A 25129-nucleotide genomic window follows, 5' to 3' on the forward strand; every position below is an offset into this window, starting at 1 on the left:
AATTAAAGTAATAGGAAAAGTCGTCAAAAAAGAGAGGGTTTTTATCATCGAAGCCATAAGAATTTAAAAAATCCGAGATTACTTTTTCTTGTTCAACTAGATCGAACAATCCGGATATATAAAAATGATAACTGAATTTATCATATAAAAAAAGGTATCCTGTATCATCAAAAATATTTTTCACTGTATGTCCATCCAATTCTAACTCACTCCTTCCTTACCAATATACCTTTTTATCCATGAAATTATTCAGTGCTCATCTTTCAGGGAATATTATTATATTTATTGCAGCGTGTTTTTTATGCCTTCAATACATTAAAGGCATGAAATAAATGCAGGCAGCAAGAATCGGGAACGAAAAAAGCACATCCAATAAGGATGTGCTTTCATAAAAGTATTATTTGTACATTTCAGCCACTTGTTTTTGCAATTCGCCATTTTCAAGGTACTCATCATAACTCATTTGCTTATCGACTGTACCTTTTGGAGTAAGTTCAATGATCCGGTTCGCAATAGTTTGGATGAACTGATGATCATGAGAAGAGAAGATCATAGATCCTTTAAAGCTTATTAAACCGTTGTTTAATGCCGTAATCGACTCTAAATCCAGATGGTTGGTAGGTTCATCAAGCATCAGGACGTTCGAACCGCTTAACATCATTTTGGAAAGCATACAGCGGACTTTTTCGCCCCCTGAAAGTACACTTGCCTTTTTCGTGACTTCATCGCCAGAGAATAACATTCTGCCCAAGAAACCGCGCAGGAAGCTTTCGCTCTGGTCATTAGGAGAATATTGACGGAGCCAATCCACAAGATTTAAATCGACACCTTCAAAGAATTCAGCATTATCCTTAGGGAAGTATGCCTGAGAGGTCGTAACGCCCCATTTGAATGAGCCGCCATCCGGTTCGATTTCACCTGCCAAGATTTTGAACATTGTTGTTTTAGCAATCTCATCTTTACCGACAAATGCAATTTTGTCGCCTTTATTCATCGTGAAGCTGACATTATCCAATATTTTTACGCCATCAATCGTTTTCGAGATTCCATCTACACGAAGCAGGTCGTTCCCGATTTCACGTTCAGGAGTAAAGCCGACATATGGATAGCGGCGTGAAGAAGGCTCGATGTCATCCAAGCTGATTTTGTCCAATAATTTCTTACGGGATGTCGCCTGGCTCGATTTGGATGCATTGGCACTGAAACGCGCGATGAAATTTTGAAGCTCTTTGATTTTTTCTTCTTTTTTCTTATTTGCATCTTGAGTCAGTTTAAGGGCTAGCTGGCTTGATTCATACCAGAAGTCATAGTTACCGATATAAACTTTGATTTTACCGAAATCAAGATCCGCGATATGTGTACAAACTTTGTTAAGGAAGTAACGGTCATGGGAAACAACGATAACAGTGTTTTCAAAGTTGATTAGGAATTCTTCCAGCCATTTGATCGCTTTTAAGTCCAAGTGGTTGGTAGGCTCATCCAGTAATAGAACATCCGGTTTACCGAATAGTGCCTGGGCAAGCAATACTTTAACTTTGTCGCCACCGTTCAATTCAGCCATTTTCTTCGTATGCAGGTCTTCTGTAATCCCAAGGCCTTTTAAGAGGATTGAAGCTTCGGGTTCAGCTTCCCATCCGTTTAATTCGGCAAATTCCCCTTCAAGCTCGGCCGCTTTCATTCCGTCTTCGTCCGTGAAGTTTTCCTTCATATAAATCGCATCTTTTTCTTGCATGACTTCATATAATCTTTCATGTCCCATAATGACGACTTTTAGGACTTCTTCTTCCTCATAAGCGAAGTGATCTTGTTTTAGAACGGCAAGGCGTTCTCCAGGCCCCATATGGACATCGCCGGATTGTGCTTCAATTTCACCGGAAAGGATTTTTAAGAAAGTGGATTTACCGGCACCATTCGCACCTATCAGGCCATAGCAGTTACCAGGAGTGAATTTTATATTAACATCTTCAAACAGTTTACGATCGCCATAACGTAAACCAACATTATTTACTGTAATCATTTATTTACATTCCTCCAAAATACTTTTGTTTCAACGTGTCCAACACTTTATTTCATTAGTTCTACGCTGATTCATGCAAACAGCAGTTTACGATCTTATATGTTTTAAACTGTGCATCATTTAAATTGTATCTTATTTCTTAGGAAAATTAAAGGCAGATTAGTAAAAACAAACGTTTATAAGCAAAAATTACACAAGGATTTAATTTTGTTTATAAATTGTCACCTATAAATGTAAGTACTATTTTTTTTTTGATTATGATTATGGGCATAAAGGCTCATTACGCAACAACCTTATAATTGGTAATATAGGTAACTGTAACTAAAACAACGGGAGGAACATATATGAGTGATTCAGTAGGTTTTTGGAAACGTCTTTTCGCAGGAGTTTTGGACGGCATAATAGTATCAGCACCATTAGCGATAATTTTCGGGGTGATTACCGGTGATTGGGAAAATGAAGATTTTTCAACGCTTTTTAACTTTCTCTACATGGTGATTGTCCCGATACTATGGTATGGATATACAGTTGGTAAAAGGATTATGGGAATACGCATAGTAAGGATGGACGACAAAAAATTAGGCATAGGCACTATGCTATTAAGGTATTTAGTTGCTGCTTTGGTGTATGCCATTACATTAGGGATAGGGTTTATTGTCAGTGCATTCATGGTTGGCATAAGGAAAGACCATAGATCGATACATGATTTCATAGCAGGTACATACGTGACATCAAATGAACCATGAATTACGGATAAGCAGTTTAATAGCTGCTTTTTTTTTGCGGAATTTTTTAAAATATGAAGGAAATTTTGCTGAATACTTTATTGTAGGGGTATTTAAGTATACATATTACATCAGAAACCATGATAGAATATATATTTCATTAATACAGTGGCAGTTAGGAAGCTAAAAAGCACTTAACCTTAATGGTCAAGTGCTTTTGTTATTCAAAACCTCTTTATTTTGATTGATGATGATTTTATTTCTTAAAATCATTTCTTTATTATTAAGTCCAACATTGAGTTCTTTGGTATTATTCACTTTTTCCAGCAGTGAAATTACGGATATTTCCAGTAATTCAGAAATAGGCGATTGTGTTTTGGATGATAAAATTTCAAGTTCATGGATTAATTTAGGGGATAGCATTGGTTGTTTTTGATTTATTTCCATGACAGGACCCGCTTTCTTAAAAAAGTTATGTAATTGTCATTTAATTATATAATGTCAGTTTCCAATAAAACATTAAATTAGCGTTATTTATGTTAAGAGTTGATGACAATTACATAAGAAAGGCATAACTATGAATGTCCCAGCATAAGTCAACATACCATAGATAAATCCAATCTGGAATATTTCAATTATTCTTCGAATTATATGAAGTATCATGGAAGGTACATTACAACTATATAATTCTATGTCTCCAGATTTGTCAACCATTGGCTTTTCTGATAGTATAAATGTCCATTTCGTCTTAGTATCGGCTTTTTTATAAGATTGATCAATATACAAGGAAGGGGAGTGATTTCATTGGGTAATCACCCTGATTTTGAACAGGAACGAAAGCGGCTGGATTTTACAAAACGTTATATCGATGTTGTCATCAAAACATCAGAAACAAGCAAAGATCAATTCCAGCGGAATATACAAGAAGCTTTTGGCGATGCCGATTGGTCTGAATCAGCCTTATATTCACAGCTGCTGACGACGGCCAACTTTTTTGAGATGTCCAAAACTGAACTTGAAAGTTTACGCAAAGCAAGTAAAAAACCTTACTTTGCAAGAGTGGATTTTGAAAGGAATGATGGGGAGAGAGGCGAAGTCCTTTATTTCGGAAAAGCATCTCTTTATCAGAGGGAAAGCCAGGAACAGATTATCGTCGATTGGCGTTCACCGATTGCAAATCTGTATTATGAGGGACGGATTGGTGAAATAGAATATGAAGCGGAAGGGGAGACATTCAGCGGGAACATCACTTTAAAAAGACAGCTGATGATAGAAGAAGGTGTCTTGGAAGAGATTAGGGACATTGATTTGACAACAACGGATGAATTGTTGCAGGAATCCCTTTCCAAGAGTTCCAGCAATCGATTGACGGATATCATTACCACGATCCAGGAAGAACAGAATAAAATCATTCGGGCAGATTTGAATAAACCTATCATTGTCCAGGGCGCAGCGGGTAGCGGTAAAACCACAATCGCTTTACATAGGATCTCTTATTTCATTTACCACTATAAAGACTTGTTCGATCCGCGACAATTAATGATTCTTGCTCCGAGCCGGGTATTCATTGATTACATATCTGAAGCTTTACCTGAATTGGGTGTTGAAAAGGTAAAACAATTCACGTTTTCCGAATATGTTCAGGCAGCGATAGGAAAGCAAGTGAAGCTTATAGCGGATGATAAATTAACACGATTGCTGGAAAAGGATGATGAAGAAATTAATTCAGCCGTATGGATATCAGGTCTGAAGGGATCCCCTGCCTTTCAATATATATTGGACGAATATATAAAGGATATTTTCAGTGGGTTTCATCCGGATGCTGATTTTTATTGTGATAAATATCGCCTCTATTCCGCTAAGAAGTTCATTAGATTATTGGAAGAGGATTATTGGTATTTACCGTTATACAGCCGACTGGACAAACTGAAGGCCATTTTACAAAATGAAGTGAAATTAAAAAAGAAAACAATGCTTGAACGTGTTGTTGATCTTTATGATGCCAAAATTGAGAAGGCAATCTATAAGAATATCGATCCAGTCATACGTAAGGAATTTGTTACAAAATGCCTTGATAAAAAAGAGGAAAGGATAGGACAGATCCAAAAGGCGATCCGTACTTCTGTAAAAGCGTATTTTAAGCAATTTAAAAGTAAAGATCTCCTGGAGTACTATCAGGAATTATACCAAGATCCGGAGCGTCTCGCCTCATACAGCAACGGTAAGCTTACTGTTGAAGATGCCAGGGTTTTATGTGAGTACAATCATAAATTATTTTCTGCTAATAGTTATGAGATGGAGGACTTAGGAGCACTATTATATCTTCAGGAGCGGCTTTTCGGTGTCGATAAAGAAAACAAAGCAAAAAATGTCGTCATTGATGAGGCACAGGATTATAGCTTCATGCAGTTACAGGCCCTAAAGACGGCAGTGGATACCGATATGTTCACACTTGTAGGCGACCTTGCACAAGGCATCCATTCATACCGCGGACTTCAAACATGGGAAGAGGTTCACAGTCGTATTTTCCCTCGGGCGACGTATACTGAATTGCAAAAAAGCTACAGAACAACTGTTGAAATTATGAAACAAGCTAATGAAGTACTTCAGTTGTTAACTTACGATTTCCCCGAAGTTGAACCCGTGGTCCGGCATGGCAAGGATCCAGAATTCATTTACATCGAAAAGGAAGGTTGGGAAGAAGAACTGATCGAGCTGATTGCAACCCTTAAAGGAGAAGGTTTTAAAACGTTTGCCGTTATTGCCAAAACGATGAAAGATTGCAAGCTGGCAAATGAGAAACTAAGTGAATTCCATCAAGGTTTTCATTTAATAATAGATGAAGCGGGAAACATCCCTAAAGATAAAACATTGATTGTTCCTTCCTATCAAGCCAAAGGTCTCGAATTCGATGTCGTATTTGCAATATCACTCGAAGAAGCGTATTGTCACGAAAATGAACTTGATATCAAATTGCTGTACGTAACAATGACAAGGCCATTGCACAGGTTATATTTTTTAGGTAAAGAGAAAAATGCTTTCCTTATTGAGACATGAAAGGGGGAGGGTGGAATGCCACCACCTCCTCGTGAAATGCTCACAGATGCAAAAAGATATCCTGGATATTTTCCCATCCGAAACCGACTTCGATAAGCTCGACGCCTGCCATTTTAACGGTTTTTTCAGCTATCACTTGACCTCCAAGCGCTTTGTAAAAACCGCATGAGGGGTTATCCTTTAATGCCCAGATTATTAAATTCTTATGTTCCATTTTCACAAGCTCATGTATGACCGCTTTTATCATTTTTCGTCCAAGTCCCTGTTGGTGATATTCTTTTAAAAAATAAATGGCATATACTTCACCTTGAAAATGCGGATCATTCGTTTGTTCTGGTCCCCCGGCAGCGAAACCGATGATTTCCCCATTGGCGTTTTCCGCAACAAAGGTAGCATTATGCAACATTTTTAAATTCCTTAGCCAGTTTTTCTTTTTGGCTTCCAGATTCATGGAAGACAAATATTGATCCGGAAGGATTCCTTTATAAGTAGTTTTCCAGCTGTTTATATGCACAATTGCTATTCCATCTACATCTTCTTCTATGGCTTTCCTTATCTTCATAAAAACACCTTCAGATTTTCATATTTTCCCCTAGAATATCATGGAAAAAGTGAATAAGCATTTTATTTATGTTTATAACTGCATGAGAAAGGATAAGAAATAAAAGAGTGATCAACCAGATGAAGGGAAGGATGAGAAAGATGAAATTGAAAGTTGGTTTTTATTTTCCGGGCGGCAAAGAACTAGAGCATGAGGTTGAAGGCGATGATTCAACTCAAATGATTTCAAATATTCAAAAGCACCGTTATTATAATTTAGTTAAAGGCGATTGCCATTACGTCGTAGATACGGAAAAAGCAGCATATTTTTCTGTAACCGAAATATTGGATTGAGAATGAACCGCATTGGACTTTTGTTCCATTGCGGTTTATTCTTTTTGTTGTAAGGAAACCGGAAAAGGAGTATCGTCAATGAAAATCAATTTTACCAAGAAACAGTATGAAACATTATTCAAAATGGTTCAGTACGGATATTGGGTTGCTTCCGATACTGAAGATAATAAAGAATTCAGTGAGATGGAACAGTATATCAATTCCTTTGCAAAAGATTTCGACAAGGAAGGAGTACAGTTTATAAAGGATTACGAAATGTATGATCTGAGCAGGGAATTGGAGGATCAACTACATACAGTCATAAATGAGTACGAAGATGGAGTGTTCAGGGATAAGCTTGCCTACCATTTGGCTAGGAAAGAGTTCGCCGAGGAGTCGGAAAACCACGAATACAATCAAGAGGAAGCGTTTAAACGTATCATGGAGCTCGAGGAAAAATATCATCTTCATATTGAAGAACACGGGTTAGGGAAATTGAAAATAGAAGAATAAAAAGAGAGAGGACGTAATCTGTCCTCTCTTTTCTAATTTTGAGAAGTCATGATTTCCATGATCATCACGTTTCGCCATCCATTACGGATCGACTTTATGCACGAGGATTTTGACCTAATTTTTCAACTGAGTATTGATAAAATGCAATTAAGTCATTTTTTGACGCAAAGCCTGCTTGTGCAGTTCGTTCGTTCCCTCCGCCTTTTCCATTATATGAGCCCAGTTCCGCTTTGAAATATTGTCCGCAATGAAAGGGACTGTCCCCGCTGTGCGAGAGGATGACCTTTTGCTCCTTGCGTGATGCTAATAATACGGTAACCTTTTCTCTTTTTACAATCGTACCTGCAAGGTAAAGCAGCTCTTTCATTGAGCTATCTTCGAAAATATGAGAGATGAATCCCCCTCCATTTTCTGCAAGCAGGGAGTCAGCAAGAAAATTTGCATTTTCAAGTTTTAAGTTTTCATTTGCCGATAGCAGCTGCTTATAGTCATTTTCAAGTTTCTCCACCCTATTCAGGATCTCTGTGCGTCCGGTATTGAATTTAGTCGATAATGCAGAAAGAATTCCTAGACTTTCGGAATAATCATTCAATGCCCTGAAGCCGCACTTAAAGTAGAGACGGGTAAGCTCTTTCTGCTTCTCCGCTTTGAAAATCTTTATTAACCCAATCTCACCGGTACGCCCTACATGAGTTCCACCGCAAGGGTTATATTCAATTCCTTCTATCTCAACAATACGGATATTTTCAGACACTTTAGGCATTTTGACGACGGGAAGTGTCTGTAGCTGCTCGTTTGTCACGTAATAGATAAGTATTTCGCGATTCTCGATGATATATTGATTAACCAGCTTTTCAGCAGCAGCCGTATGTACTTCAGTCCATTGAAATCCTGCCATTATATCGATCGTTAAATATTCCTTTCCTAGGTGAAAGCTGACCGTATTAGAGTCAAACAGTTCCCTGCAGACAGCAGAGAGTAGATGCTGGCCGCTATGCTGTTGCATATGATCGAAGCGGCGGGACCAATCAAGTTCACAGTGGACGATCTCTGAATCTGGCCGTCTCTCCATCTTATGAAGAATCTTTCCAGCATTGTCTTTTATAACTTCAAGAACGGTGATTCCTTCTATTTTCCCAGTATCTGCTGGCTGACCGCCGCCTTCGGGATAAAAAGCGGTTTCTTCAAGTGTGATATAGTAAAAGCCATTTTCTACAAGGGTCTCCCGAATTTTGGTATCCCATTGGGAAGTCTTGGTGGACGTGTAATACAATTTTTTTGTCATGAATGAATTCTTTATCCTTTCAGTTGATCATTAAATTATATCACCGAAATACTAGAGTATAAAATCACGGGTTTTAGAAGATTAGTCAGGGAAAAAAGCAATACTTTATGACAATCCTAAATAAATGGGGCAAGATGGCAATAATCTATTTATAGACTGCACTTTATGATGTGAAATATTTCTGAAAGTATATAACTTTAGGTCTATTAAGAACACATTAAATAGATTTGTATAGTTAAAAGATCATTGTTTAAGAGGTTGGGAATAGGATAATCATAGGGACATTTGGGTTGGAAGGGTAAGTGATATGAAGTGAATCTCTTAAATATGGAAAAATAGCTTATTTGGGAATATAAAAAATAAAATTTCTGATTGGCTGGAGCTTGATGTAGGAAAGACCATTCCTGCTCAAGAGATATTCCGTTTTCTGCATTCAGTCCAAGGGGGGCTGGAACGCTGCAACGCTGCAATTATGCGGACTTATGGCCATCACCGAACAGCTATTGGATGGACTTGATGAAGACAGTGAGCGGGTCTGGAATCGGACGAAACTTAGGAATTTCCTTTTTGAGCTCATTGAACATGCATATGAATATGAGCATTTCGATGAAGTTGAAGTAAAAGCAAAGCCTGTCCGCAATTCACAAGCCCCGCTGATCCAGATCATTGATGATGATATTTCCATGTTGATTTTATTGAAAGATCTATTGGAGGATAAGGGATGGATGTTCATAACGAATGCGGACCCAGTCAAAGCCACAAATCAATATTTTGAAATGCAGCGCGATTGCCTGATTCTTGATATTCAGTTACCCGCAAAGGATGCTTTTCAAATCCTTCAGGAGATTCATCTGCTAACGAGAAATATTTCATACCGAAAATCAAGAGGGAGAGATGGACGGCTGGGCGATCCTGGGGGAATTAAAAGGATCCGCTGATTTGAATGAGATTCCCGTTTTTGTATCTACCGCACTTGACGAAAGGGAGAAGGGGATTCCCTTGGGAGCTAAGGATTATTTAGTTAAACCTTATAAACCGAGCCAATTATCCAAAGTGATCATGCATACCTTGTTAAGTAACGGTAAACAAGGGCAGATACTGATCCCGCAGGGATTTCATGAAGAAAACAAAGGTTAAAAAATAAAAAACCGTAATAGGTATACAGAACATCAAAAAAATGATAAATTCAAATATGTTGGAAAAATAAATAATTGGGTACAATTGTAGGTAAAGGTAAGTTACAGGAGGATTTTTATTCATGCAAAAAATTCAGGCCGGCATGGCTGTAGTGTTAGAAGTGGAACGTAAGGCTGATTTCGGATGGTTTTTAACGGATGGTTCAGAAGATGTCTTACTTCATCATAATGAAATGAATGAAGGAACGGAACTTGAGATTGGCGATGAAGTAACTGTGTTCATCTACCATGACAAACAAGCAAGGCTAACAGCGACAATGAAGATTCCCGAAATTCAGATTGATCAGTATGGCTGGGCGGAAGTTGTCAATGTGAAAAGGAAACTTGGTGTTTTTGTTGACATCGGTCTTTCGAAAGATATTCTTGTATCCCTGGACGACCTTCCGAATATAGATCGATTATGGCCTGAGGTTGGTGATCGTCTATATGTATCCCTGAAGACAGATCGTCATGATCGCCTGTTTGGTAAACTTGCAACCGAAGATGTCATTCAGGAGATTGCAGTAACAGCTCCATTAAAAGGGATTCGTAACACCAGTATTAAGGGAAATGTCTATCGTTTGCTTATGGTTGGATCATTCTTTATTTCACAAGAAGGGTACCGCTGTTTCATTCACGAAAGTGAACGCAAGGAGGAGCCCCGTCTGGGTGAATTAGTTGAAGGGCGCGTCATTGATAGTAAAGAAGATGGAACGCTTAACGTTTCTTTAATCCCCTTTAAACAAGATTTAATGGGGGAAGATGCTGATGTCATTTTCACTTATTTAATGAATCGCGGCGGTGCAATGCCTTATGGTGACAAAACGCCACCTGATGATATCAAGTTTCACTTCGGTTTGAGCAAGGGAGCGTTCAAGCGTGCTCTCGGCAAACTGATGAAAGAAGAAAAGATTTACCAGGAAGATGGATGGACATATTCTTCAGACCGTAAATGAAAAAGGCAGCGGATTTTATCCGCTGCTTTTTTCTTGTGAATTTCATTAAAAGAACTTCTTTTTACCTTTTTCTTCTTTTAAAATCTCCACAGCTTCCCTGAACCTCATCGAATGGACAATTTCCCTCTCGCGTAAAAACCTGAGTGAATCATTGATATCAGGATCATCCGATATGTCAATCAACCACTGGTAGGTTGCTCTGGCCTTCTCTTCAGCGGCGATATCTTCATATAAATCTGCAATCGGATCTCCTTTTGCTTGGATATAAGTGGCGGTCCATGGATTCCCTGCTGCGTCATGATAATAAAGGGCACTATCATGATTGACATAATGATCCCCTAGCCCGGCGGCTGCCATCTGCTGAGGTGTGGCATCTTTTGTAAGCTTATAGATCATCGTGGCGATCATTTCGAGATGGGCAAATTCTTCCGTTCCGATATCCGTAAGCAGGCCAATGACTTTATCCGGAATTGTATATCGTTGATTTAAGTAACGGAGTGCTGCAGCCAACTCACCATCAGCACCACCATATTGTTCTATTAAATATTTAGCCAAACGGGGATTACAGTCTCTTACTTTAACTGGATATTGCAGCTTCTTTTCATAAACCCACATAGCTCATCTCTCCTTATACCTGCCATGGCCAAGGGCCTTGGCCCCATTCCCATTTATTTTCACCGCCTGGACTGTTTCCAAATCCCAATAATGGACCATATTTAGGCTCAAAAACCGATTTCAGTTGTTGGGAGTATTCATGAAATTGGTTGAATTGCTGTAAAGCCTGCTGGTCGTTAGGATGTGTATCCAAATAAAGAGTCAACTCGACAAGTACGAAATCGGCAGCCTGTATTTGTTCGAGCAACTGATAATATTCATCATCCAGTTTCTTATTCATTTACGTCTCCCTTTCCCGATATGGATTATCATAAAAATCATAAAAGAATTTCCAAAGTGTACCGTATTTCAAAGCTTCTTCCGGTGTGAACTGCTCCATATTGGGCGGTTGAAAATTAATATACAAATTAGGAGGTGTCCTGTAATACTTTCTCCCAATAGGCGGACACGGATCGAATTTACTATGGAAAGGTTTATATGACTTAACTAGGGTAAAAGTCTTCTCGCGATTCACAAAAAATACCTCCTTTGTAAAGATATAGCCTCTAATTTTTATGCCTCGGTAATGCATAATATGACTGCTGTGGCCTGAGAAGGGAATTATATGGAAAATGATGTCTTTTCAGAATATTATAAAATCTTGTTATAGTCCCGTTATCTTACTGTGATGTTTGTCATCTATTCTTTATCTGTTTGTTCTTTGTATAGAAAAAAACTATGTTAAGATTTAACTCGTAGCTTATAAAGCAGCTCACAAGGAGGTAACAACATATGAAAAAATCAATCTTATCGTTAGCGGCAGCGGCTGCCATATCCGGTGCATTCACAATTCCGGTACAAGCAGAAGATGTCAAAGTGAAAGATGGAGACACATTATGGGGGATATCTCAAACATATAAAGTATCAGTAGAAGATATTAAGTCTTGGAACGATTTGTCTTCAGACGCGATTTATGCCGGAGAAACCATACATATTTCTCAAGAAGAGCATTATAAAGTAAAGTCAGGGGACACATTATCGGGAATTGCACACAAATATGATGTAGGGGTAAATGATATTAAATCTTGGAACGGTTTAAGTTCAGATACAATCCATCCTGGTCAAGAAATTGTCATTAAACCGGCAGCTAACAAAGTCGAAGCTGCAAGTGTAGGGCCTGCACAGAAATCAGAGCAAGCTGCACAAGCAGAGCAATCCGAGCCAGCTGAACAATCTAAGCCAGCAGAACAAACAATGCCGGCAGAACAAACAAAGCCGGTTGAACAATCGGAACCAGCAGATTCAAACAATGAATCCCAAGATCAAGCGGAATCTGGAAAAGAGATTACTGTTAGTGCAACCGCCTATACGGCTGATTGTCAAGGCTGCAGCGGAAAAACAGCAACAGGAGTGGACTTGAAAGCTAATCCTGATGCAAAGGTGATTGCTGTGGACCCATCAGTCATTCCGCTGGGATCAAAGGTTTATGTTGAAGGTTATGGCTACGCAACGGCAGCCGATACAGGCAGTGCCATCAAGGGGAATAGAGTCGACATATTTGTTTCAAACGAACAGGATGCCGTGAATTGGGGCGTTAAAAACGTTAAAGTGCAAATCCTGAATTAATTTAGCCATGCAAAACATGTTTATATATTGAAAAAGCAGACACAGACATATTGTGTCTGCTTTTTGTCCTTTAGGTTGTCGGGAAAAGCAGTTACAATAGAAGAAATAGATCCTTATAAATCCTTAGAAGTTAAATAGGAGGAATAGTAAATTGATGGAAAAAGCACGGGAATATTTACAAGCATACTTTGGTTATGAGTCATTCCGAAAAGGTCAGGAACAGATTATCGAACAGGTGTTGGGAGGAATAAACACAGCAGGAATCATGCCTACCGGCGGAGGTAAATCAATATGTTACCAAATTCCAGCCCTTCTGTTACCAGGTGTAACACTCGTTATATCCCCACTAATTTCCTTGATGAAGGACCAAGTAGATGCCCTCGAACAAAATGGGATTGATGCCACGTTTCTTAATAGCTCCATTTCTGGGTTAGAATCATCCAATAGAATGAACGATATTAAGCACGGTAGATATAAGCTGGTTTATGTGGCACCTGAACGTTTGGAAAATCCTGCATTTCAACAGGATCTATTTAATGTGGAAATTTCTATGGTTGCCATTGATGAGGCCCACTGTATATCTCAATGGGGGCATGACTTCAGGCCAAGCTACTTAAAAATCAAAACCTTATTGAAAAACATGCCATCCGCTCCGACTGTACTGGCTTTAACGGCAACTGCCACACCGCATGTGACCGATGATATATGTCAGTCGCTCGGAATATCTGTACAGCATACAGTATCCACAGGATTTTCCAGAGATAACCTGTTCTTTTCCGTTGTGAAAGAAGAAAATCGCAGCCGGTTTTTAATGCGCTATTTGGAGAAAAACAAAAATGAATCGGGTATTATATATGCAGCAACCAGGAAAGAAGTCGATTCCTTGTATGCCAAGCTTATTAAGGCCGGATTCAAAACAGGTCGATATCATGCTGGCATGAATGAAAAAGAACGGTCGGAACAGCAGGATCAATTCATTCGTGATGACGTTCCCTTGATGGTAGCGACATCTGCCTTCGGGATGGGAATCGATAAGTCGAATGTTAGATACGTCATCCATTACCAAACTCCAAAGAACATGGAGAGTTATTATCAGGAAGCGGGCCGTGCAGGGAGGGATGGTTTGGAGAGTGAATGTATCCTCTTATATTCCCCTCAGGATATGCAGATACAGCGTTTCTTGATTGATCAATCAAATCCCTCTCAGGAGTGGCAATCCCAGGAATTGAAGAAATTGAACAGAATGAAGGATTATTGTTTTACCGAAGGATGTTTGCAAGCCTTCATTCTTAGATATTTTGGAGAAGAAAACCCTGAAGATTGCGGTCATTGCGAAAATTGTACAGATAAACGTGACTCTGTTGATGTAACTACACAGGCACAAATGGTCCTTTCATGTATGTTGCGAATGGGGGAGCGATTCGGTAAAACGATGATTTCCCAAGTGCTTACGGGATCACGCAATAAGAAAATTGAAGAGTTCGGATTCCAGAAGCTTTCAACCTATGGTATCATCAATGATCAAACTGCGAAGGATGTTGGTGATTTCATTGATTTCCTGACAGCAAAACAGTATATCGAAATGACGGGCGGACAGTTTCCGGTTCTTAAAGTTACCAATGCTGGCAGGGAAGTGCTATTGGGACAGAAAAAAGTCCTGCGTAAGGAAATAAAAAAAGTAAGCAGCATCAGCGCAGATCATGGATTGTTCGAAGAGCTTAGACAGTTAAGAAAAGAATTGGCAAGCAAGGAAAATGTACCTCCATTCATTATTTTTTCCGATGCATCTTTGAAAGATATGGCCGTGAAACTGCCGAGGACGGAAGAGGAATTCCTGGAAGTCAAAGGGGTAGGCATGCAGAAATTCGAACGCTTCGGAAATCTGTTCTTACAAGGTATTTCCAAGTATGTACAGGCACATCCTGAATTGGAAACGAATACTATGATTACAAAGGAAACGGTAAAGCGAACGACTAAACCATCTCACTTAGAGACCTATCGCTTATATCAGGAAGGCAAATCAATCAAGGAAATAGGGGCATTGAGAGGGCTGTCTTCCATTTCAATTGAAAATCATTTACTAAAGTGTGCAGAAGAAAACTTGGATATTAAATGGGATGAGATTTTCTTGGATAAAGAGTTTGATCTTGTTTTGGAAACTGCGAAACAATTGGATTCAGAAAAATTGAAACCACTTAAAGAAGCCCTGCCCGAACATATTTCCTACTTTATGATCAAAGCGATCTTGGTTAAAGCAGGGTTGGAAAACGAAGGGTGTTAAGGTTTTTTGGATAATTTCTTCATTGAATAAATAAGAATTTGGTTTAATGCGTATACTAGGAATGATAAAAAGGTGAAATTTCGCTCCTTTAATCAGAGTCTTTATAAAAAAGAGGAGGTTGCTCATGTATTTTGGTAAAAAGAATTCAGAGGAACCAGAAATAGTTATGGAAGATACGATAGTATATGCATGCGGATCAGCGGATTGCAATGGTTGGATGAGAAAAGATTTTGCCTCGGAAAACTATGATTGCCCAATGTGTGGAAGTCAATTGGTTGAAGAAATCAGGGAGCTCCCAAAAATTGAAAATGAGTATAATGCGTTTAAATAAAAGAGGTGAATCATAGCCTCTTTATTTTTTATTTTGAGAAGGAAGAATGGCGGAGTGTTTTTATCTTGGATTAATGCTTTACATATAAAGATATTTATGTTAATATTAAATTTCAGTGTTATGAAAAGAATGCACTGGAGGGTAATTTAAAGTAACATTTTTATTAATAAAATAATTTTTCATCATTTTCATGATGAAGTAGAAACAAGTTAAACACATTTAGAAAAAAGAAATACATGTTATCACCAAGTATTTTCCTCGATCCATTTCTGTTCTTCATTAACTTACTTCTATGTACCATTTGTCTTTTGGAATTTAATCTACCCAATTGGAATTACGGACGGTTTTAATTAATAAACATGTACTTACAAGCTTTTATCTGATTCTCGCAGGCACGGTCTAGGAACCGTATGGATGGGAGAGAGGCAGGGCTTTCATTGTTTTAGGTTTTGGCATTAAAAATTACTCTCGTGCTCGCTTCGCTTTTGAAATGTTCAACGAACGGGCAGGAAGAACCATATGGAATGGATTCTTAAACAGGCGCAGTCTCGATTATCTGAAGGGTAAGTCCGGGACTGTGTTTCATTTTGGGGAATACTTTCTTTTTTAGAATCTTTCCTCAAATATATAAATCATATATATGATATAATGATAACTGAGATATGAAAAATTCATGCCGTAATCTCAAGTTCTTACCATTCAAAAAGTTTGGTTGAAAGAACAATAATCATACTTAGATTTGCGAATGGTTATTTACTCACAATTTAGATTAAACGCCATCTATTCTTCTTTTATCTTTATGGCTTGTGATCTGTTATGCAGGACGGAGTCAATTCAATTCTAAGGAGTGAGATATATGTATAGAAGAAATAATACGGAAGAAATCATTCCTGAAGAAACAAAGGTGTGGGAATGTACATCAGAAGATTGCAAAGGTTGGATTCGCGATAACTTTACAAGTAATGATGAACACGTTTGTCCGTTATGTAGCAGCGAGATGAAACCCGGCACCAGAATGCTTCAAGCAATTAACAATCCAAGAAACTATTAGGGCTATAAAAAAAGCTGAAGGGGATCCCCTTCAGCTTTTTTTATCTTTCTGCCAATTAGATGAAGCAAAAAGCAGATGAATGATTAGTGGATATCTTTTTTCTTGAATCGACCGCCTCGGACTTCCGCGATATCCCCTACAGCAAGAAATGCAGATGGATCGAAGCTTTTGACTATCTCTTTAAGTTTAGCTTCCTCAAGCCTGTTTATGACACAAAAGATGACTTTTTTATCATCACCGGAATAAGCACCTTCGCCTGCTAAAAAGGTTACGCCCCGTCCAAGGCGATTCATTATGGCTTCACCGATATCATTAAATTCATCACTGATGATCCAGACAAATTTGGATTCGTCCAAACCTGCGATGACGATATCCATCGTTTTATATGCCACGAAGTAAGCAATGATTGAATACATGGCACGATCCCACGAGAATACGAAGCCCGCACTGCCCAGGATGAATAAATTGAAAAACATGACGATCTCCCCAACGGAAAAAGGGAGCTTCTTACTAGCTAGTATAGCAAGTATTTCTGTACCATCCAATGAGCCGCCATATCGAATGACCATTCCAACACCAATGCCAAGAATCATTCCGCCGAAAGCGGACGCTAGGAGGATATCTTGAGTGAAAGCTGGTACATGATGAAGCAATGTAGTGGTAATGGAAAGGATTAAAATTCCATAAAGGGTAGATAATGCGAAGGTTTTGCCGATTTGTTTATAACCGATAAAAAAGAAAGGAAGATTCAAAATGAAAAGAAAGATTCCGAGCTTCCATCCAGTGATGTAAGATAACATAATCGATATACCCGTTATGCCCCCGTCGATTACGTTATTCGGCACTAAAAAAATCTCGAGACCGACAGCCATCAAAACCGCACCGATTGTAATTAATAGACCTCTCTGTAAAATTTGTCTCAGTGTTAATTTTTTATGCTGGGTCTTCTTTTGCATAATTTCTGTTGTACTTGCACCTGCCAGGTCTGACATAATCATGCCACCCACTCCTTCTCTCTATATAGGTTCTATTTAATTATAAACCTAGAGGTATAATTAAATAAAGAAATTAACATTCTTGATTCATATATTCCTGAATAATTATTGGTATCATTGATTACGTCCTGGAATGAAGAAACAGGGTTGTTAATGCTTGTCATTACCATGTGTTCTTATTCTACTCCATATAAAACAATAGTATTTCTAATTTTATTGAATTTATGAAAGAAACCTGCATTTTCTTGAGATATGGGGTGCTCCGAAAGAATCGATGTGTAAATAAATAGGAATAATGAAATAAAAAACCTTTGAGGTACTATGAATTTCCTTTACAATATAGGAGAATAGAACGTTTGAGGTGATCAAGTAAAAAAAATGGAACAATCAATTGTAGCATCAAATCCTGTTCTCTTTATGATTGCAGTACTTTTGATAATAATGGCTTGTTATACGGCGTTTGATTTACTGACAACATTACTGACGATAAAGAGATATAAACTCCTTGTGTATATAGGGGGCAGCTGCTCTATGGGAGTGGCTTTTTGGACGCTTAATTTTGTTGTCATATTCACCCTCGATAATTCAGGAATGGCAGCATACAACTTTTCTAAAATAATTTTTTCGTTAGCATTAGCGATCGCTCTCGCAGGGGTTGGCTTATTGGCCATTTCGTATAAAACACAAGTACTGCAAATCGTTTTTTGCGGTTCCATGTTTACGATGGCCATATTATCTAATTATTTAATGGGAACATCTTCATTAAACCACTCTTTGCACTTTAGCCCATTATCGGTCTTCAGTACGCTTTTCAGCATCTTTATTTTATTTGTAGCAGCACTTGCCATATTATTTCATTTTAATAAATTAAGTCAATCTTCGCTAAAACCAGTCAGTACTCTCTTGATGAGTGGGGCAATCATTGAAGGCTATTATCTTTTTGTAAGGGTGTTACCGATTAACGCGAAAAATGAAGCGGGTGAATTTGTCCCACTCACTCCATTTATGCTTTATCTTACATGCTCCGTTTCATTATTCATCCTTGCCAGCTTGATAGCTTCAAGTACGATTGTGGGCCGGCGGTTAGCAAAAAGTGATAATACTGTAAGCGATATCCGTTATGCTTTAGATCATTAAAAATGTTGTATCTTTGCCGGAGTTTGAAGCCAGGAAGAAGGACATCACGCTGATTTCGGAGTGTAATGACGAAGAGATCTTCGTTCGTTGTAATGAGAATCGATTAAAACAAGTCATATTGAACTTCATTAAAAATGGTATGGAAGCTATGCCTGACGGTGGGTTCATAAAAGTCATGACTGAAATTAAAGAGGATAAAGTGCAAATATCCATTGCCGACACAGGAATTGGGATGCCGCAAGAGCAGCTTAAGAGACTGGGAGAACCATTTTTCACAACGAAAAAATCTGGTAATGGGTTAGGTTTAATGATCAGCTTTAAAATCATAGAAAGCCATTTGGGAAATGTCTTTGTCGAGAGCGAGGTCAATAAAGGTACAGTCTTTAATATTGTGCTCCCTATTTAGCCTAATAAGAGGCAATGAAAAAAAATCAACAGTTTGTAGAAGATGTCTGCATGGGGGAACCGGATTTGGAAAAACAAAAGCAAGTCAATATCATTAGCTTGAAGGTTTTTTACCTTTTTTCATTTTTTGCAGTAGGAAGTTTAACACCGCTATTAAGCGTTTATTTAGCCAATGAGGCAGGTTTGTCAGGTATTGAAATCGGTACGATCATGTCAGTTGGACCAATAGTGATGATCGTTTTTCAACCTTTTTGGGGGATTGTCTGTGATTGGAGCGGGAGACCGGCAAAAATACTGGCAATGACGTCGGTGCTTGCGGGTGTATTCGGTTTAGGTTACTTGCTGTTCGATCATTATTTACTTATAGTATCCGTTGCTGTCGCTTTGGCTATTTTTCAAAGTGCGATAATACCAGTTTCAGATAGCATCACCCTTCAATATACAACGAAAATCAAATCGAATTATGGGAAAATCCGTTTATACGGATCACTTGGTTACGGTGTGGCCGTTTTTGTAATGGGAAAATTATCTGAATCCTTCATGGGTCCTTCCGTGATATTTTATGCTTTTTTCTTCGGCCTTTTGATTGCGGCTAGTCTGGCTCTTCGTTTGCCCGAAGAGCAGCCTGGGGAAAAGGTGAAGCTTTTCGGTGGAATGAAAGAATTGATCACCATGAAACGATTTCTTATCTTTCTTGCTATAACGTTCTTGCTTTTTGGTCCTAATCTAGCAAATAACGTCTACTATGGTTTGTTTGTAGAGGCAAGAGGAGGGACATATACAGGAATTGGCATTGCGTTCCTTTTAGCTGTATTATCGGAAATCCCCTTTATGAGAATCGCAGGTACCTGGATTCATAAGATAGGCCTGCTGCCAATTACCTTATTGGCTGGAACGGCCTCATTGGTCCGCTGGGTTTTATACTTCACCGAGCCGAGTTTGGCTACCGTATATGTGTCTTCAATCATTCAAGGGTTTTCACTTGGCTTATTCATTCCTGCAGCTTTACAATATATTAGGGAAGTTGTCCCTGTACGTATTACAGTAACAGCAATAACGCTTTACTCCGCCATAGGCAATGGATTGGGTAACTGGTTCAGTACCTTCAGCGGCGGAATAATCTTGGATAAATCAGGAATATATGCGGTCTATTTATTTTATGGTTTACTCACCCTGATTGGAATGCTGCTTACAATATGGCTAATGAGTTATGAAAAAAAATTAAAAGTTATGGGGAAACCCATAGGTATAATCGAAAAATGAGGGAAAATAAAGCGAGGGACCTCTTTGCCTATCATGGTGAAGAGGTCTTTCTCTATTCTATTACAAATTTGAGAGAAGGCAGGCTAAATGATCAAGCAGAATGAACATTCTTTGAAAGGGCGTGGGGTTCATTCAAACCCCCAGGTAGACAAATTCGCTGAAAATGGATTTGTCTCCAATTTTTTTAGGGTGTGTAGAATTTACACCTAGATTGGAATGAAAGGCACTCGTTTTCCGCGGCACTTTAGCCTTCCAGTCCTCCCTTGGAACGGTTCCCTTCAGAAGTCTCGAACGCCCGTTCCAATCGACTTTGTTTAAAAATTTAGAGAGAACCCCTTTTGTAATCCCTTTCCGCGGTAAGTTTATAAAAGATATACTTCTATGGATTGGGGATTTTAACCAAAACAATCAGTTTTTTATTTTTGGAAATAATATGATTTAATGGAAGATAGAGAATGTATGGAAGGGTGAGTGTTTTTGAGCAAACCAAAAGTGTTGGCCATTACTATCGTATCAGCTTTTATAGGCCTGTTTTTTTTATTTTGTCTAGGGTGGGCGATTATGGACCATTATGGAAAGGGAACTTCCGATAAGAAAGTGATTGAAGAAACCACCATTGAAAAAAATGAATTTCCCGATGATTTTACGGTAGTTGCGATAGGCGATTCATTGACCCGCGGCACAGGTGATGAAACAGGGAAAGGCTATGTGGGGCTTGTTATTGAAGATTTAAAGAGTGAATACGATAGAAAACCAATCATTCATAACCTCGGAATCAATGGGCAAGTGTCTAAAGAATTGGTACAGCAAGTGAGACAACCGGAAGTGAAGCGCCAAATCCAGGCTGCTGATGTTATTTTAGTTACAATCGGGGGTAACGATTTATTTCAAAAAGGCAAGACCCTGCTTGAATATGATCGTGAAGCTATTACTGTATCACAAAAGAATTTCTTGGGAAATTTGCATGAAATTTTTGAAGATATCAATAAAGTCAATGATACAGCTACCATTTTGTTGCTTGGGCTGTATAATCCGTTTATAGATTTGGATGAAGACTTTGATACGAATCGCATCGTACGGGACTGGAATAATGAAACGGCGGAAGTCGTGGCTCTTTATGAAAATGCAATTTTCGTTCCAACTTTTGATTTATTTCAACTGTCGGTAAATGAGTATTTGTATTCGGATAAATTTCACCCTAATAAGAAGGGATATCGTTTAATTGCTGATAGAGTTGCTCCTTTAATAAAATGGGAGGATGTGGAACGATGAAACAGGTGACATTGTCTGTCAGGGACTTAAAAAAAAGGATTGGCAAAAGGGAAATTATTAAAGGAATTGATTTTGAGCTGAATGAAGGGGAAGTTTTCGGCTTTTTAGGACCGAATGGAGCAGGCAAGACGACGACGATCCGGATGTTGGTCGGTTTAATTAAGCCAACCTCGGGTTCCATCCATATATGCGGTTATGATGTTCGTCAGGACTTTACGAAGGCTATGAAGCAAATGGGATGCATCGTTGAAAATCCAGAGTTATATCCATTTTTGAGCGGGTGGGATAATTTACTCCACTTTGCAAGAATGTTACCTGATGTTGATGAAACAAGAATGGACGAGGTTGTTGATCTCGTCGGATTGCAAGCGAGAATTCACGATAAAGTGAAGACCTATTCGTTAGGAATGAGGCAGCGTTTAGGAATCGCGCAGGCCATGCTGAACAGCCCTAAACTATTGATTTTGGATGAACCGACTAACGGGCTAGATCCTGCCGGAATCCGTGAAATGCGGCAATTCATCAGAAAGTTGGCTGAAGAAGAAGGTATGAGCGTTCTGGTTTCCTCACATTTATTAGGTGAAATCCAGCAACTTTGTGACCGGGTCGCAATCATTAAAGGTGGGGAAATTATTAAAACGGATACAGTGGAGAGCTTATTATCCACGCAGGAGCGGATATTCTGGCGGGTGGAACCTATTCAAAAGGGCGCGGAAATTCTTAGCAACTTCACCGAAATTACCTTAGATCAAAAACATATCATTACAGCCTATGATGAACTCAAGACACCTGAATGGAATGCTGCTCTTAACCAAGCAGGCGTGAGGGTGCATGAAATGAATCGAAAGCTCCCGGGATTGGAAGAATTGTTTTTGCAACTTACGGGGGGAGGTGCGGGTATTGAATAACTTGGTCCAAAATGAAATGATGAAGTTGCTGGCAAAGAAACGGTTAATCATAATCGGTCTCATAGTTGGTATTTTAGTCCTGATGTTTACATATGCCCAATACAAACAAGTGGAAGAGCAGCGGGAGAAGTTGGGAACTGATGATTGGCGTGCAGCTCTTCAGCAGCAAATCATTGATACTCAAAATCGATTGGGCTCCAATAGGATGCTCGATGAGTGGCGTGAACAGCTGCAAGTTAGTCTGAAGCAGCAGCAATATTATCTCGATCATGATATCAATCCCTCTGAACCAGGCGCAGCCACTTTTACACGCATGTTTTTGGAAAATGCAATCGATTTATTCATTCCGCTGTTAATCATGATTGTGGCTAGTGATATGGTTTCTTCCGAAAATAGTCAAGGGACAATCAAGCTTTTACTGACACGGCCAGTGGAGCGCTGGAAAATCTTATTAAGCAAATATGTAACATTATTATTATCGGTTTCGATTATCGTGGCGGTGACAGCCTTATTGTCTTACCTATTATCGGGTATCGTTTTCGGATATCAAGGTTGGGGAGCTCCTGTAATAACCGGATTTGAATTGAAGGGGGCTGATGTGGATGTCAGCCAAGTAAGGTTAGTGGAACAATGGAAATTCTTATTGATGGATTTGGGACTTGTCTGGCTGGTGGCGGTTGTTGTAGGGACCCTTTCTTTCATGCTTTCGGTACTGGTGAGAAGCACCCCTGCAGGCATGGGCATCATGCTGGCTGCATTGATTTCCGGGGCTATATTGAACAATATGGTTTCATCATGGGAATCAGCGAAATATTTCTTTATGGTGAATTTGAAATTGACCGCTTATATTAGCGGAACGGCTCCGCCAATAGAAGGGATGACTTTAATATCGTCCGTCATTACCCTGCTCGTTTGGTGGGCGCTTGCTTTGATTGTATCTTTTACAGTATTTACCCGGAGGGATGTATACTGAGAACAGCCTATATAAATTTTAAGCTGTATCAGTTTGTTGACATAATTGGTTCGGAAGTGTCGCGCCCTGAACCATGATTTTTAAAAAAAGAATCGGTTTAACCGTCTAGTCAGTCCAAAGATGCTTGCGGCGAGAAGCTTGGCAGACAGTCGGCGGAAAGGGACCGGATTTCTGAAATCAACTCCACCTTTTTTAAAAAAATTGTAGGCTTGCTTTCGAAATTGCCTGCAGTCTGACAGCCTATATAAATTATAGGTTGTTTTTTATTTTCTCGTACAGGGTATCCTTTAAAAAACAGTATGTTCAAAATGGGAGGATAAAAATAAATGGATGATAATCATTTGAATGAAAAATTCATGCCAATGACTTCAATTTCCAGTGGAGATGTACAGATAATAAATGAGGATATATATTGTCTGTCCGTCCAAATCGTTAATGTAATTTTTGTAGGGTCACCCAAAGATGATAAATGGGTATTGATTGATGCAGGGATGCCGCGTTCAGCAGAGGCAATAAAGAATACTGCTGAAGAAATATACGGACCGCAAAAACCACCTGCTGCAATTATTTTGACACATGGACATTTCGATCACGTTGGTGGACTTATTGAGTTAATGGAATATTGGGAGGCTCCTGTTTATGCCCACATTAAAGAAATGCCTTATTTAACGGGAAAGGAAAATTACCCCGAACCGGATCCAACTGTTGAAGGGGGGATGGTCGCCAAAATCTCATCGATATTTCCGAATGAGGGAATCAACCTTGATGAAAAAGTTCAACCATTGCCTGATGATCATAGTGTTCCCGGGCTTCGTGATTGGAAATGGGTTCACACACCTGGCCATTCGAAAGGACATATTTCACTTTTCCGTGATAGCGACCGAAGTTTGATTGTTGGAGATGCTTTTGTGAATGTCAGGCAAGATTCCCTATACAAGGTTATCACTCAGGAGAAAGAAATAGCAGGACCGCCGCGGTATTTAACAACCGATTGGGAGGCTGCCAAAGAATCGGTATGTCTATTGGAAGGTCTGAAGCCCGCTGTTGCCATAACGGGGCACGGGTATCCTGTTGAAGGGAAAGAACTTGAAATGGGTTTAGCGAAACTTGCAAAGGAATTCGATTCACTAGCTAAACCGGATCATGGGAAATATGTGGAATGAAAGGTGAACGTTTTTAATGAATAATTTCTCTACAAAAGTCAAAAATAAACAAGCAACTTATGAAAAATGGAGGGATTTCCGTGACTAATTTAAGAGATATCATGACAACAGACGTTGACTGTTGCACTGCGGAGGATAATATATATGAAGCAGCAGTCAAAATGAAAAATGAAGATGTTGGTGTCATTCCTGTATTGGAGAATAACCATTTAATCGGTGTCATTACAGACAGGGATATCGTCATTCGCTGTGTTGCCGAGAAAAAGCCGAACTCGACTAGAATTACCGATGTCATTTCCACCAATCTTGTAACAGGTACGCCCGATATGTCAGTGGAGGAAGCTGAGGAGTTAATGGCTACCGAACAAATCAGAAGGCTCCCTATCATTGAGAATGAAAAGCTGGTCGGTGTCGTTGCATTAGGTGATCTTGCTGTACACCAACAGACAAATTCAATGGCTGGAGACGCTTTAAGTTCAATTTCCGAAGACAGAGATCAAATTCAGCATTAAAAACCAAAACTCTGTTA

The 25129-nt window shown here is 39.0% G+C and carries 28 protein-coding genes; 19 read left to right on the forward strand and 9 right to left on the reverse strand.

What is annotated here, in order from left to right:
• Both J7I96_RS26690 and J7I96_RS26695 read right to left on the reverse strand, forming a co-directional pair.
• The coding region (locus J7I96_RS26690) for a hypothetical protein (protein WP_215048200.1) at positions 1-199 on the reverse strand (199 nt) is incomplete at its 3' end.
• Positions 200-397: 198 nt separating this feature from the next.
• Positions 398-2017: an ABC-F family ATP-binding cassette domain-containing protein gene (locus tag J7I96_RS26695; RefSeq protein ID WP_034307325.1), complete on the reverse strand. Its 1620-nt coding sequence runs from the start codon at positions 2015-2017 to the stop codon at positions 398-400.
• A gap of 344 nt (positions 2018-2361) precedes the next feature.
• Between J7I96_RS26695 and J7I96_RS26700 the strand changes: the two genes are divergently transcribed.
• Entirely contained in the window at positions 2362-2763 is a 402-nt protein-coding gene (locus J7I96_RS26700) for an RDD family protein (RefSeq protein WP_214772695.1), read from the forward strand.
• A 186-nt stretch (positions 2764-2949) separates the two neighbouring features.
• Here the strand turns inward: J7I96_RS26700 and J7I96_RS26705 are convergent, their stop codons facing one another.
• Entirely contained in the window at positions 2950-3189 is a 240-nt protein-coding gene (locus J7I96_RS26705; RefSeq protein ID WP_214772696.1) for a hypothetical protein, read from the reverse strand.
• Between the two features lie 348 nt (positions 3190-3537).
• Between J7I96_RS26705 and J7I96_RS26710 the strand changes: the two genes are divergently transcribed.
• The gene (locus J7I96_RS26710) at positions 3538-5799 is read left to right on the forward strand and encodes a HelD family protein (protein ID WP_311315193.1); all 2262 of its coding nucleotides are present in this window, start codon (positions 3538-3540) and stop codon (positions 5797-5799) included.
• A 40-nt stretch (positions 5800-5839) separates the two neighbouring features.
• On the opposite strand, the gene J7I96_RS26715 is transcribed toward J7I96_RS26710, so the two are convergent.
• Positions 5840-6361 carry a GNAT family N-acetyltransferase gene (locus tag J7I96_RS26715; RefSeq protein WP_214772697.1) on the reverse strand — a complete coding sequence of 174 codons (522 nt, stop codon included), beginning with the start codon at positions 6359-6361 and terminating at the stop codon, positions 5840-5842.
• Positions 6362-6501: 140 nt separating this feature from the next.
• Between J7I96_RS26715 and J7I96_RS26720 the strand changes: the two genes are divergently transcribed.
• Both J7I96_RS26720 and J7I96_RS26725 read left to right on the forward strand, forming a co-directional pair.
• Positions 6502-6693, forward strand: a complete 192-nt coding sequence (locus J7I96_RS26720; protein WP_034307314.1) for a hypothetical protein — start codon at positions 6502-6504, stop codon at positions 6691-6693.
• A 78-nt stretch (positions 6694-6771) separates the two neighbouring features.
• The gene (locus J7I96_RS26725; RefSeq protein WP_214772698.1) at positions 6772-7185 is read left to right on the forward strand and encodes a hypothetical protein; all 414 of its coding nucleotides are present in this window, start codon (positions 6772-6774) and stop codon (positions 7183-7185) included.
• A 94-nt stretch (positions 7186-7279) separates the two neighbouring features.
• On the opposite strand, the gene J7I96_RS26730 is transcribed toward J7I96_RS26725, so the two are convergent.
• Positions 7280-8470 carry an alanyl-tRNA editing protein gene (locus J7I96_RS26730; RefSeq protein ID WP_214772699.1) on the reverse strand — a complete coding sequence of 397 codons (1191 nt, stop codon included), beginning with the start codon at positions 8468-8470 and terminating at the stop codon, positions 7280-7282.
• Between the two features lie 482 nt (positions 8471-8952).
• Here J7I96_RS26730 and J7I96_RS26735 point away from each other — a divergent pair, with 482 nt between their 5' ends.
• The 3 genes from J7I96_RS26735 (at position 8953) to J7I96_RS26745 (ending at position 10601) form a co-directional block, all read left to right on the forward strand.
• Positions 8953-9408 carry a response regulator gene (locus J7I96_RS26735; protein ID WP_214772700.1) on the forward strand — a complete coding sequence of 152 codons (456 nt, stop codon included), beginning with the start codon at positions 8953-8955 and terminating at the stop codon, positions 9406-9408.
• Complete coding sequence (locus tag J7I96_RS26740) at positions 9365-9607, forward strand: response regulator (protein WP_214772701.1); 243 nt, start codon at positions 9365-9367, stop codon at positions 9605-9607. Before J7I96_RS26735 ends, J7I96_RS26740 begins: the two co-directional genes overlap by 44 nt.
• Before the next feature lie 121 nt (positions 9608-9728).
• Positions 9729-10601 carry a CvfB family protein gene (locus tag J7I96_RS26745; protein ID WP_214772702.1) on the forward strand — a complete coding sequence of 291 codons (873 nt, stop codon included), beginning with the start codon at positions 9729-9731 and terminating at the stop codon, positions 10599-10601.
• Positions 10602-10646: 45 nt separating this feature from the next.
• On the opposite strand, the gene cotJC is transcribed toward J7I96_RS26745, so the two are convergent.
• The 3 genes from cotJC to J7I96_RS26760 are packed head-to-tail and all read right to left on the reverse strand — an operon-like array spanning position 10647 to position 11730.
• Complete coding sequence (gene cotJC, locus J7I96_RS26750; RefSeq protein ID WP_048679126.1) at positions 10647-11216, reverse strand: spore coat protein CotJC; 570 nt, start codon at positions 11214-11216, stop codon at positions 10647-10649.
• Between the two features lie 13 nt (positions 11217-11229).
• The gene (locus J7I96_RS26755) at positions 11230-11496 is read right to left on the reverse strand and encodes a spore coat protein CotJB (protein WP_034307303.1); all 267 of its coding nucleotides are present in this window, start codon (positions 11494-11496) and stop codon (positions 11230-11232) included.
• The gene (locus J7I96_RS26760; protein ID WP_311315192.1) at positions 11497-11730 is read right to left on the reverse strand and encodes a spore coat associated protein CotJA; all 234 of its coding nucleotides are present in this window, start codon (positions 11728-11730) and stop codon (positions 11497-11499) included.
• 257 nt (positions 11731-11987) lie between these two features.
• Here J7I96_RS26760 and J7I96_RS26765 point away from each other — a divergent pair, with 257 nt between their 5' ends.
• The 4 genes from J7I96_RS26765 (at position 11988) to J7I96_RS26780 (ending at position 16484) form a co-directional block, all read left to right on the forward strand.
• Positions 11988-12821: a 3D domain-containing protein gene (locus J7I96_RS26765; protein WP_214772704.1), complete on the forward strand. Its 834-nt coding sequence runs from the start codon at positions 11988-11990 to the stop codon at positions 12819-12821.
• A gap of 154 nt (positions 12822-12975) precedes the next feature.
• Positions 12976-15102 carry a DNA helicase RecQ gene (gene recQ / locus J7I96_RS26770; protein ID WP_251029263.1) on the forward strand — a complete coding sequence of 709 codons (2127 nt, stop codon included), beginning with the start codon at positions 12976-12978 and terminating at the stop codon, positions 15100-15102.
• Between the two features lie 124 nt (positions 15103-15226).
• On the forward strand, positions 15227-15433 hold the full coding sequence (locus tag J7I96_RS26775; protein ID WP_034307297.1) for a cold-inducible protein YdjO-related protein: 207 nt from the start codon (positions 15227-15229) through the stop codon (positions 15431-15433).
• A gap of 856 nt (positions 15434-16289) precedes the next feature.
• Positions 16290-16484: a cold-shock protein gene (locus J7I96_RS26780; protein WP_034307294.1), complete on the forward strand. Its 195-nt coding sequence runs from the start codon at positions 16290-16292 to the stop codon at positions 16482-16484.
• Between the two features lie 83 nt (positions 16485-16567).
• Here J7I96_RS26780 and J7I96_RS26785 read toward each other — a convergent pair whose 3' ends face one another.
• Positions 16568-17482, reverse strand: a complete 915-nt coding sequence (locus tag J7I96_RS26785; protein ID WP_222619851.1) for a YitT family protein — start codon at positions 17480-17482, stop codon at positions 16568-16570.
• A 528-nt stretch (positions 17483-18010) separates the two neighbouring features.
• Here J7I96_RS26785 and J7I96_RS26790 point away from each other — a divergent pair.
• The 8 genes from J7I96_RS26790 (at position 18011) to J7I96_RS26825 (ending at position 25112) form a co-directional block, all read left to right on the forward strand.
• A complete protein-coding gene (locus J7I96_RS26790) occupies positions 18011-18616 on the forward strand; it encodes an MHYT domain-containing protein (RefSeq protein WP_214923064.1) in 606 nt (201 codons plus the stop codon).
• A 13-nt stretch (positions 18617-18629) separates the two neighbouring features.
• Positions 18630-19022: an ATP-binding protein gene (locus J7I96_RS26795; RefSeq protein ID WP_251025303.1), complete on the forward strand. Its 393-nt coding sequence runs from the start codon at positions 18630-18632 to the stop codon at positions 19020-19022.
• Positions 19023-19072: 50 nt separating this feature from the next.
• The gene (locus tag J7I96_RS26800) at positions 19073-20284 is read left to right on the forward strand and encodes an MFS transporter (protein ID WP_214772860.1); all 1212 of its coding nucleotides are present in this window, start codon (positions 19073-19075) and stop codon (positions 20282-20284) included.
• A gap of 477 nt (positions 20285-20761) precedes the next feature.
• On the forward strand, positions 20762-21556 hold the full coding sequence (locus tag J7I96_RS26805) for an SGNH/GDSL hydrolase family protein (RefSeq protein ID WP_214772707.1): 795 nt from the start codon (positions 20762-20764) through the stop codon (positions 21554-21556).
• Positions 21553-22464, forward strand: coding sequence for an ABC transporter ATP-binding protein (locus J7I96_RS26810; RefSeq protein ID WP_214772708.1), 912 nt, complete (start codon positions 21553-21555; stop codon positions 22462-22464). Before J7I96_RS26805 ends, J7I96_RS26810 begins: the two co-directional genes overlap by 4 nt.
• Entirely contained in the window at positions 22457-23437 is a 981-nt protein-coding gene (locus tag J7I96_RS26815) for an ABC transporter permease (protein ID WP_214772709.1), read from the forward strand. Before J7I96_RS26810 ends, J7I96_RS26815 begins: the two co-directional genes overlap by 8 nt.
• Before the next feature lie 326 nt (positions 23438-23763).
• Positions 23764-24600 carry an MBL fold metallo-hydrolase gene (locus tag J7I96_RS26820; protein WP_214772710.1) on the forward strand — a complete coding sequence of 279 codons (837 nt, stop codon included), beginning with the start codon at positions 23764-23766 and terminating at the stop codon, positions 24598-24600.
• Between the two features lie 80 nt (positions 24601-24680).
• Positions 24681-25112, forward strand: a complete 432-nt coding sequence (locus J7I96_RS26825; protein ID WP_214772711.1) for a CBS domain-containing protein — start codon at positions 24681-24683, stop codon at positions 25110-25112.
• Positions 25113-25129 lie beyond the last annotated feature (17 nt).

The sequence above is a fragment of the Bacillus sp. ISL-78 genome (assembly GCF_018613455.1).
Lineage (GTDB): Bacteria > Bacillota > Bacilli > Bacillales > DSM-1321 > Peribacillus > Peribacillus frigoritolerans.

Excerpts from the sequence above, each read along its gene's own strand:
- J7I96_RS26735 (WP_214772700.1), top strand. The coding sequence starts at position 8,953 with ATGGCCATCACCGAACAGCTATTGGATGGACTTGATGAAGACAGTGAG.
- J7I96_RS26720 (WP_034307314.1), top strand. The coding sequence starts at position 6,502 with ATGAAATTGAAAGTTGGTTTTTATTTTCCGGGCGGCAAAGAACTAGAG.
- J7I96_RS26700 (WP_214772695.1), top strand. The coding sequence starts at position 2,362 with ATGAGTGATTCAGTAGGTTTTTGGAAACGTCTTTTCGCAGGAGTTTTG.
- J7I96_RS26810 (WP_214772708.1), top strand. The coding sequence starts at position 21,553 with ATGAAACAGGTGACATTGTCTGTCAGGGACTTAAAAAAAAGGATTGGC.
- J7I96_RS26790 (WP_214923064.1), top strand. The coding sequence starts at position 18,011 with ATGGGAGTGGCTTTTTGGACGCTTAATTTTGTTGTCATATTCACCCTC.
- J7I96_RS26755 (WP_034307303.1), bottom strand. The coding sequence starts at position 11,496 with ATGAATAAGAAACTGGATGATGAATATTATCAGTTGCTCGAACAAATA.
- J7I96_RS26820 (WP_214772710.1), top strand. The coding sequence starts at position 23,764 with ATGGATGATAATCATTTGAATGAAAAATTCATGCCAATGACTTCAATT.
- recQ (WP_251029263.1), top strand. The coding sequence starts at position 12,976 with ATGGAAAAAGCACGGGAATATTTACAAGCATACTTTGGTTATGAGTCA.
- cotJC (WP_048679126.1), bottom strand. The coding sequence starts at position 11,216 with ATGTGGGTTTATGAAAAGAAGCTGCAATATCCAGTTAAAGTAAGAGAC.
- J7I96_RS26775 (WP_034307297.1), top strand. The coding sequence starts at position 15,227 with ATGTATTTTGGTAAAAAGAATTCAGAGGAACCAGAAATAGTTATGGAA.
- J7I96_RS26715 (WP_214772697.1), bottom strand. The coding sequence starts at position 6,361 with ATGAAGATAAGGAAAGCCATAGAAGAAGATGTAGATGGAATAGCAATT.
- J7I96_RS26745 (WP_214772702.1), top strand. The coding sequence starts at position 9,729 with ATGCAAAAAATTCAGGCCGGCATGGCTGTAGTGTTAGAAGTGGAACGT.
- J7I96_RS26730 (WP_214772699.1), bottom strand. The coding sequence starts at position 8,470 with ATGACAAAAAAATTGTATTACACGTCCACCAAGACTTCCCAATGGGAT.
- J7I96_RS26800 (WP_214772860.1), top strand. The coding sequence starts at position 19,073 with ATGGGGGAACCGGATTTGGAAAAACAAAAGCAAGTCAATATCATTAGC.
- J7I96_RS26705 (WP_214772696.1), bottom strand. The coding sequence starts at position 3,189 with ATGGAAATAAATCAAAAACAACCAATGCTATCCCCTAAATTAATCCAT.
- J7I96_RS26780 (WP_034307294.1), top strand. The coding sequence starts at position 16,290 with ATGTATAGAAGAAATAATACGGAAGAAATCATTCCTGAAGAAACAAAG.
- J7I96_RS26740 (WP_214772701.1), top strand. The coding sequence starts at position 9,365 with ATGGACGGCTGGGCGATCCTGGGGGAATTAAAAGGATCCGCTGATTTG.
- J7I96_RS26765 (WP_214772704.1), top strand. The coding sequence starts at position 11,988 with ATGAAAAAATCAATCTTATCGTTAGCGGCAGCGGCTGCCATATCCGGT.
- J7I96_RS26725 (WP_214772698.1), top strand. The coding sequence starts at position 6,772 with ATGAAAATCAATTTTACCAAGAAACAGTATGAAACATTATTCAAAATG.
- J7I96_RS26695 (WP_034307325.1), bottom strand. The coding sequence starts at position 2,017 with ATGATTACAGTAAATAATGTTGGTTTACGTTATGGCGATCGTAAACTG.
- J7I96_RS26785 (WP_222619851.1), bottom strand. The coding sequence starts at position 17,482 with ATGATTATGTCAGACCTGGCAGGTGCAAGTACAACAGAAATTATGCAA.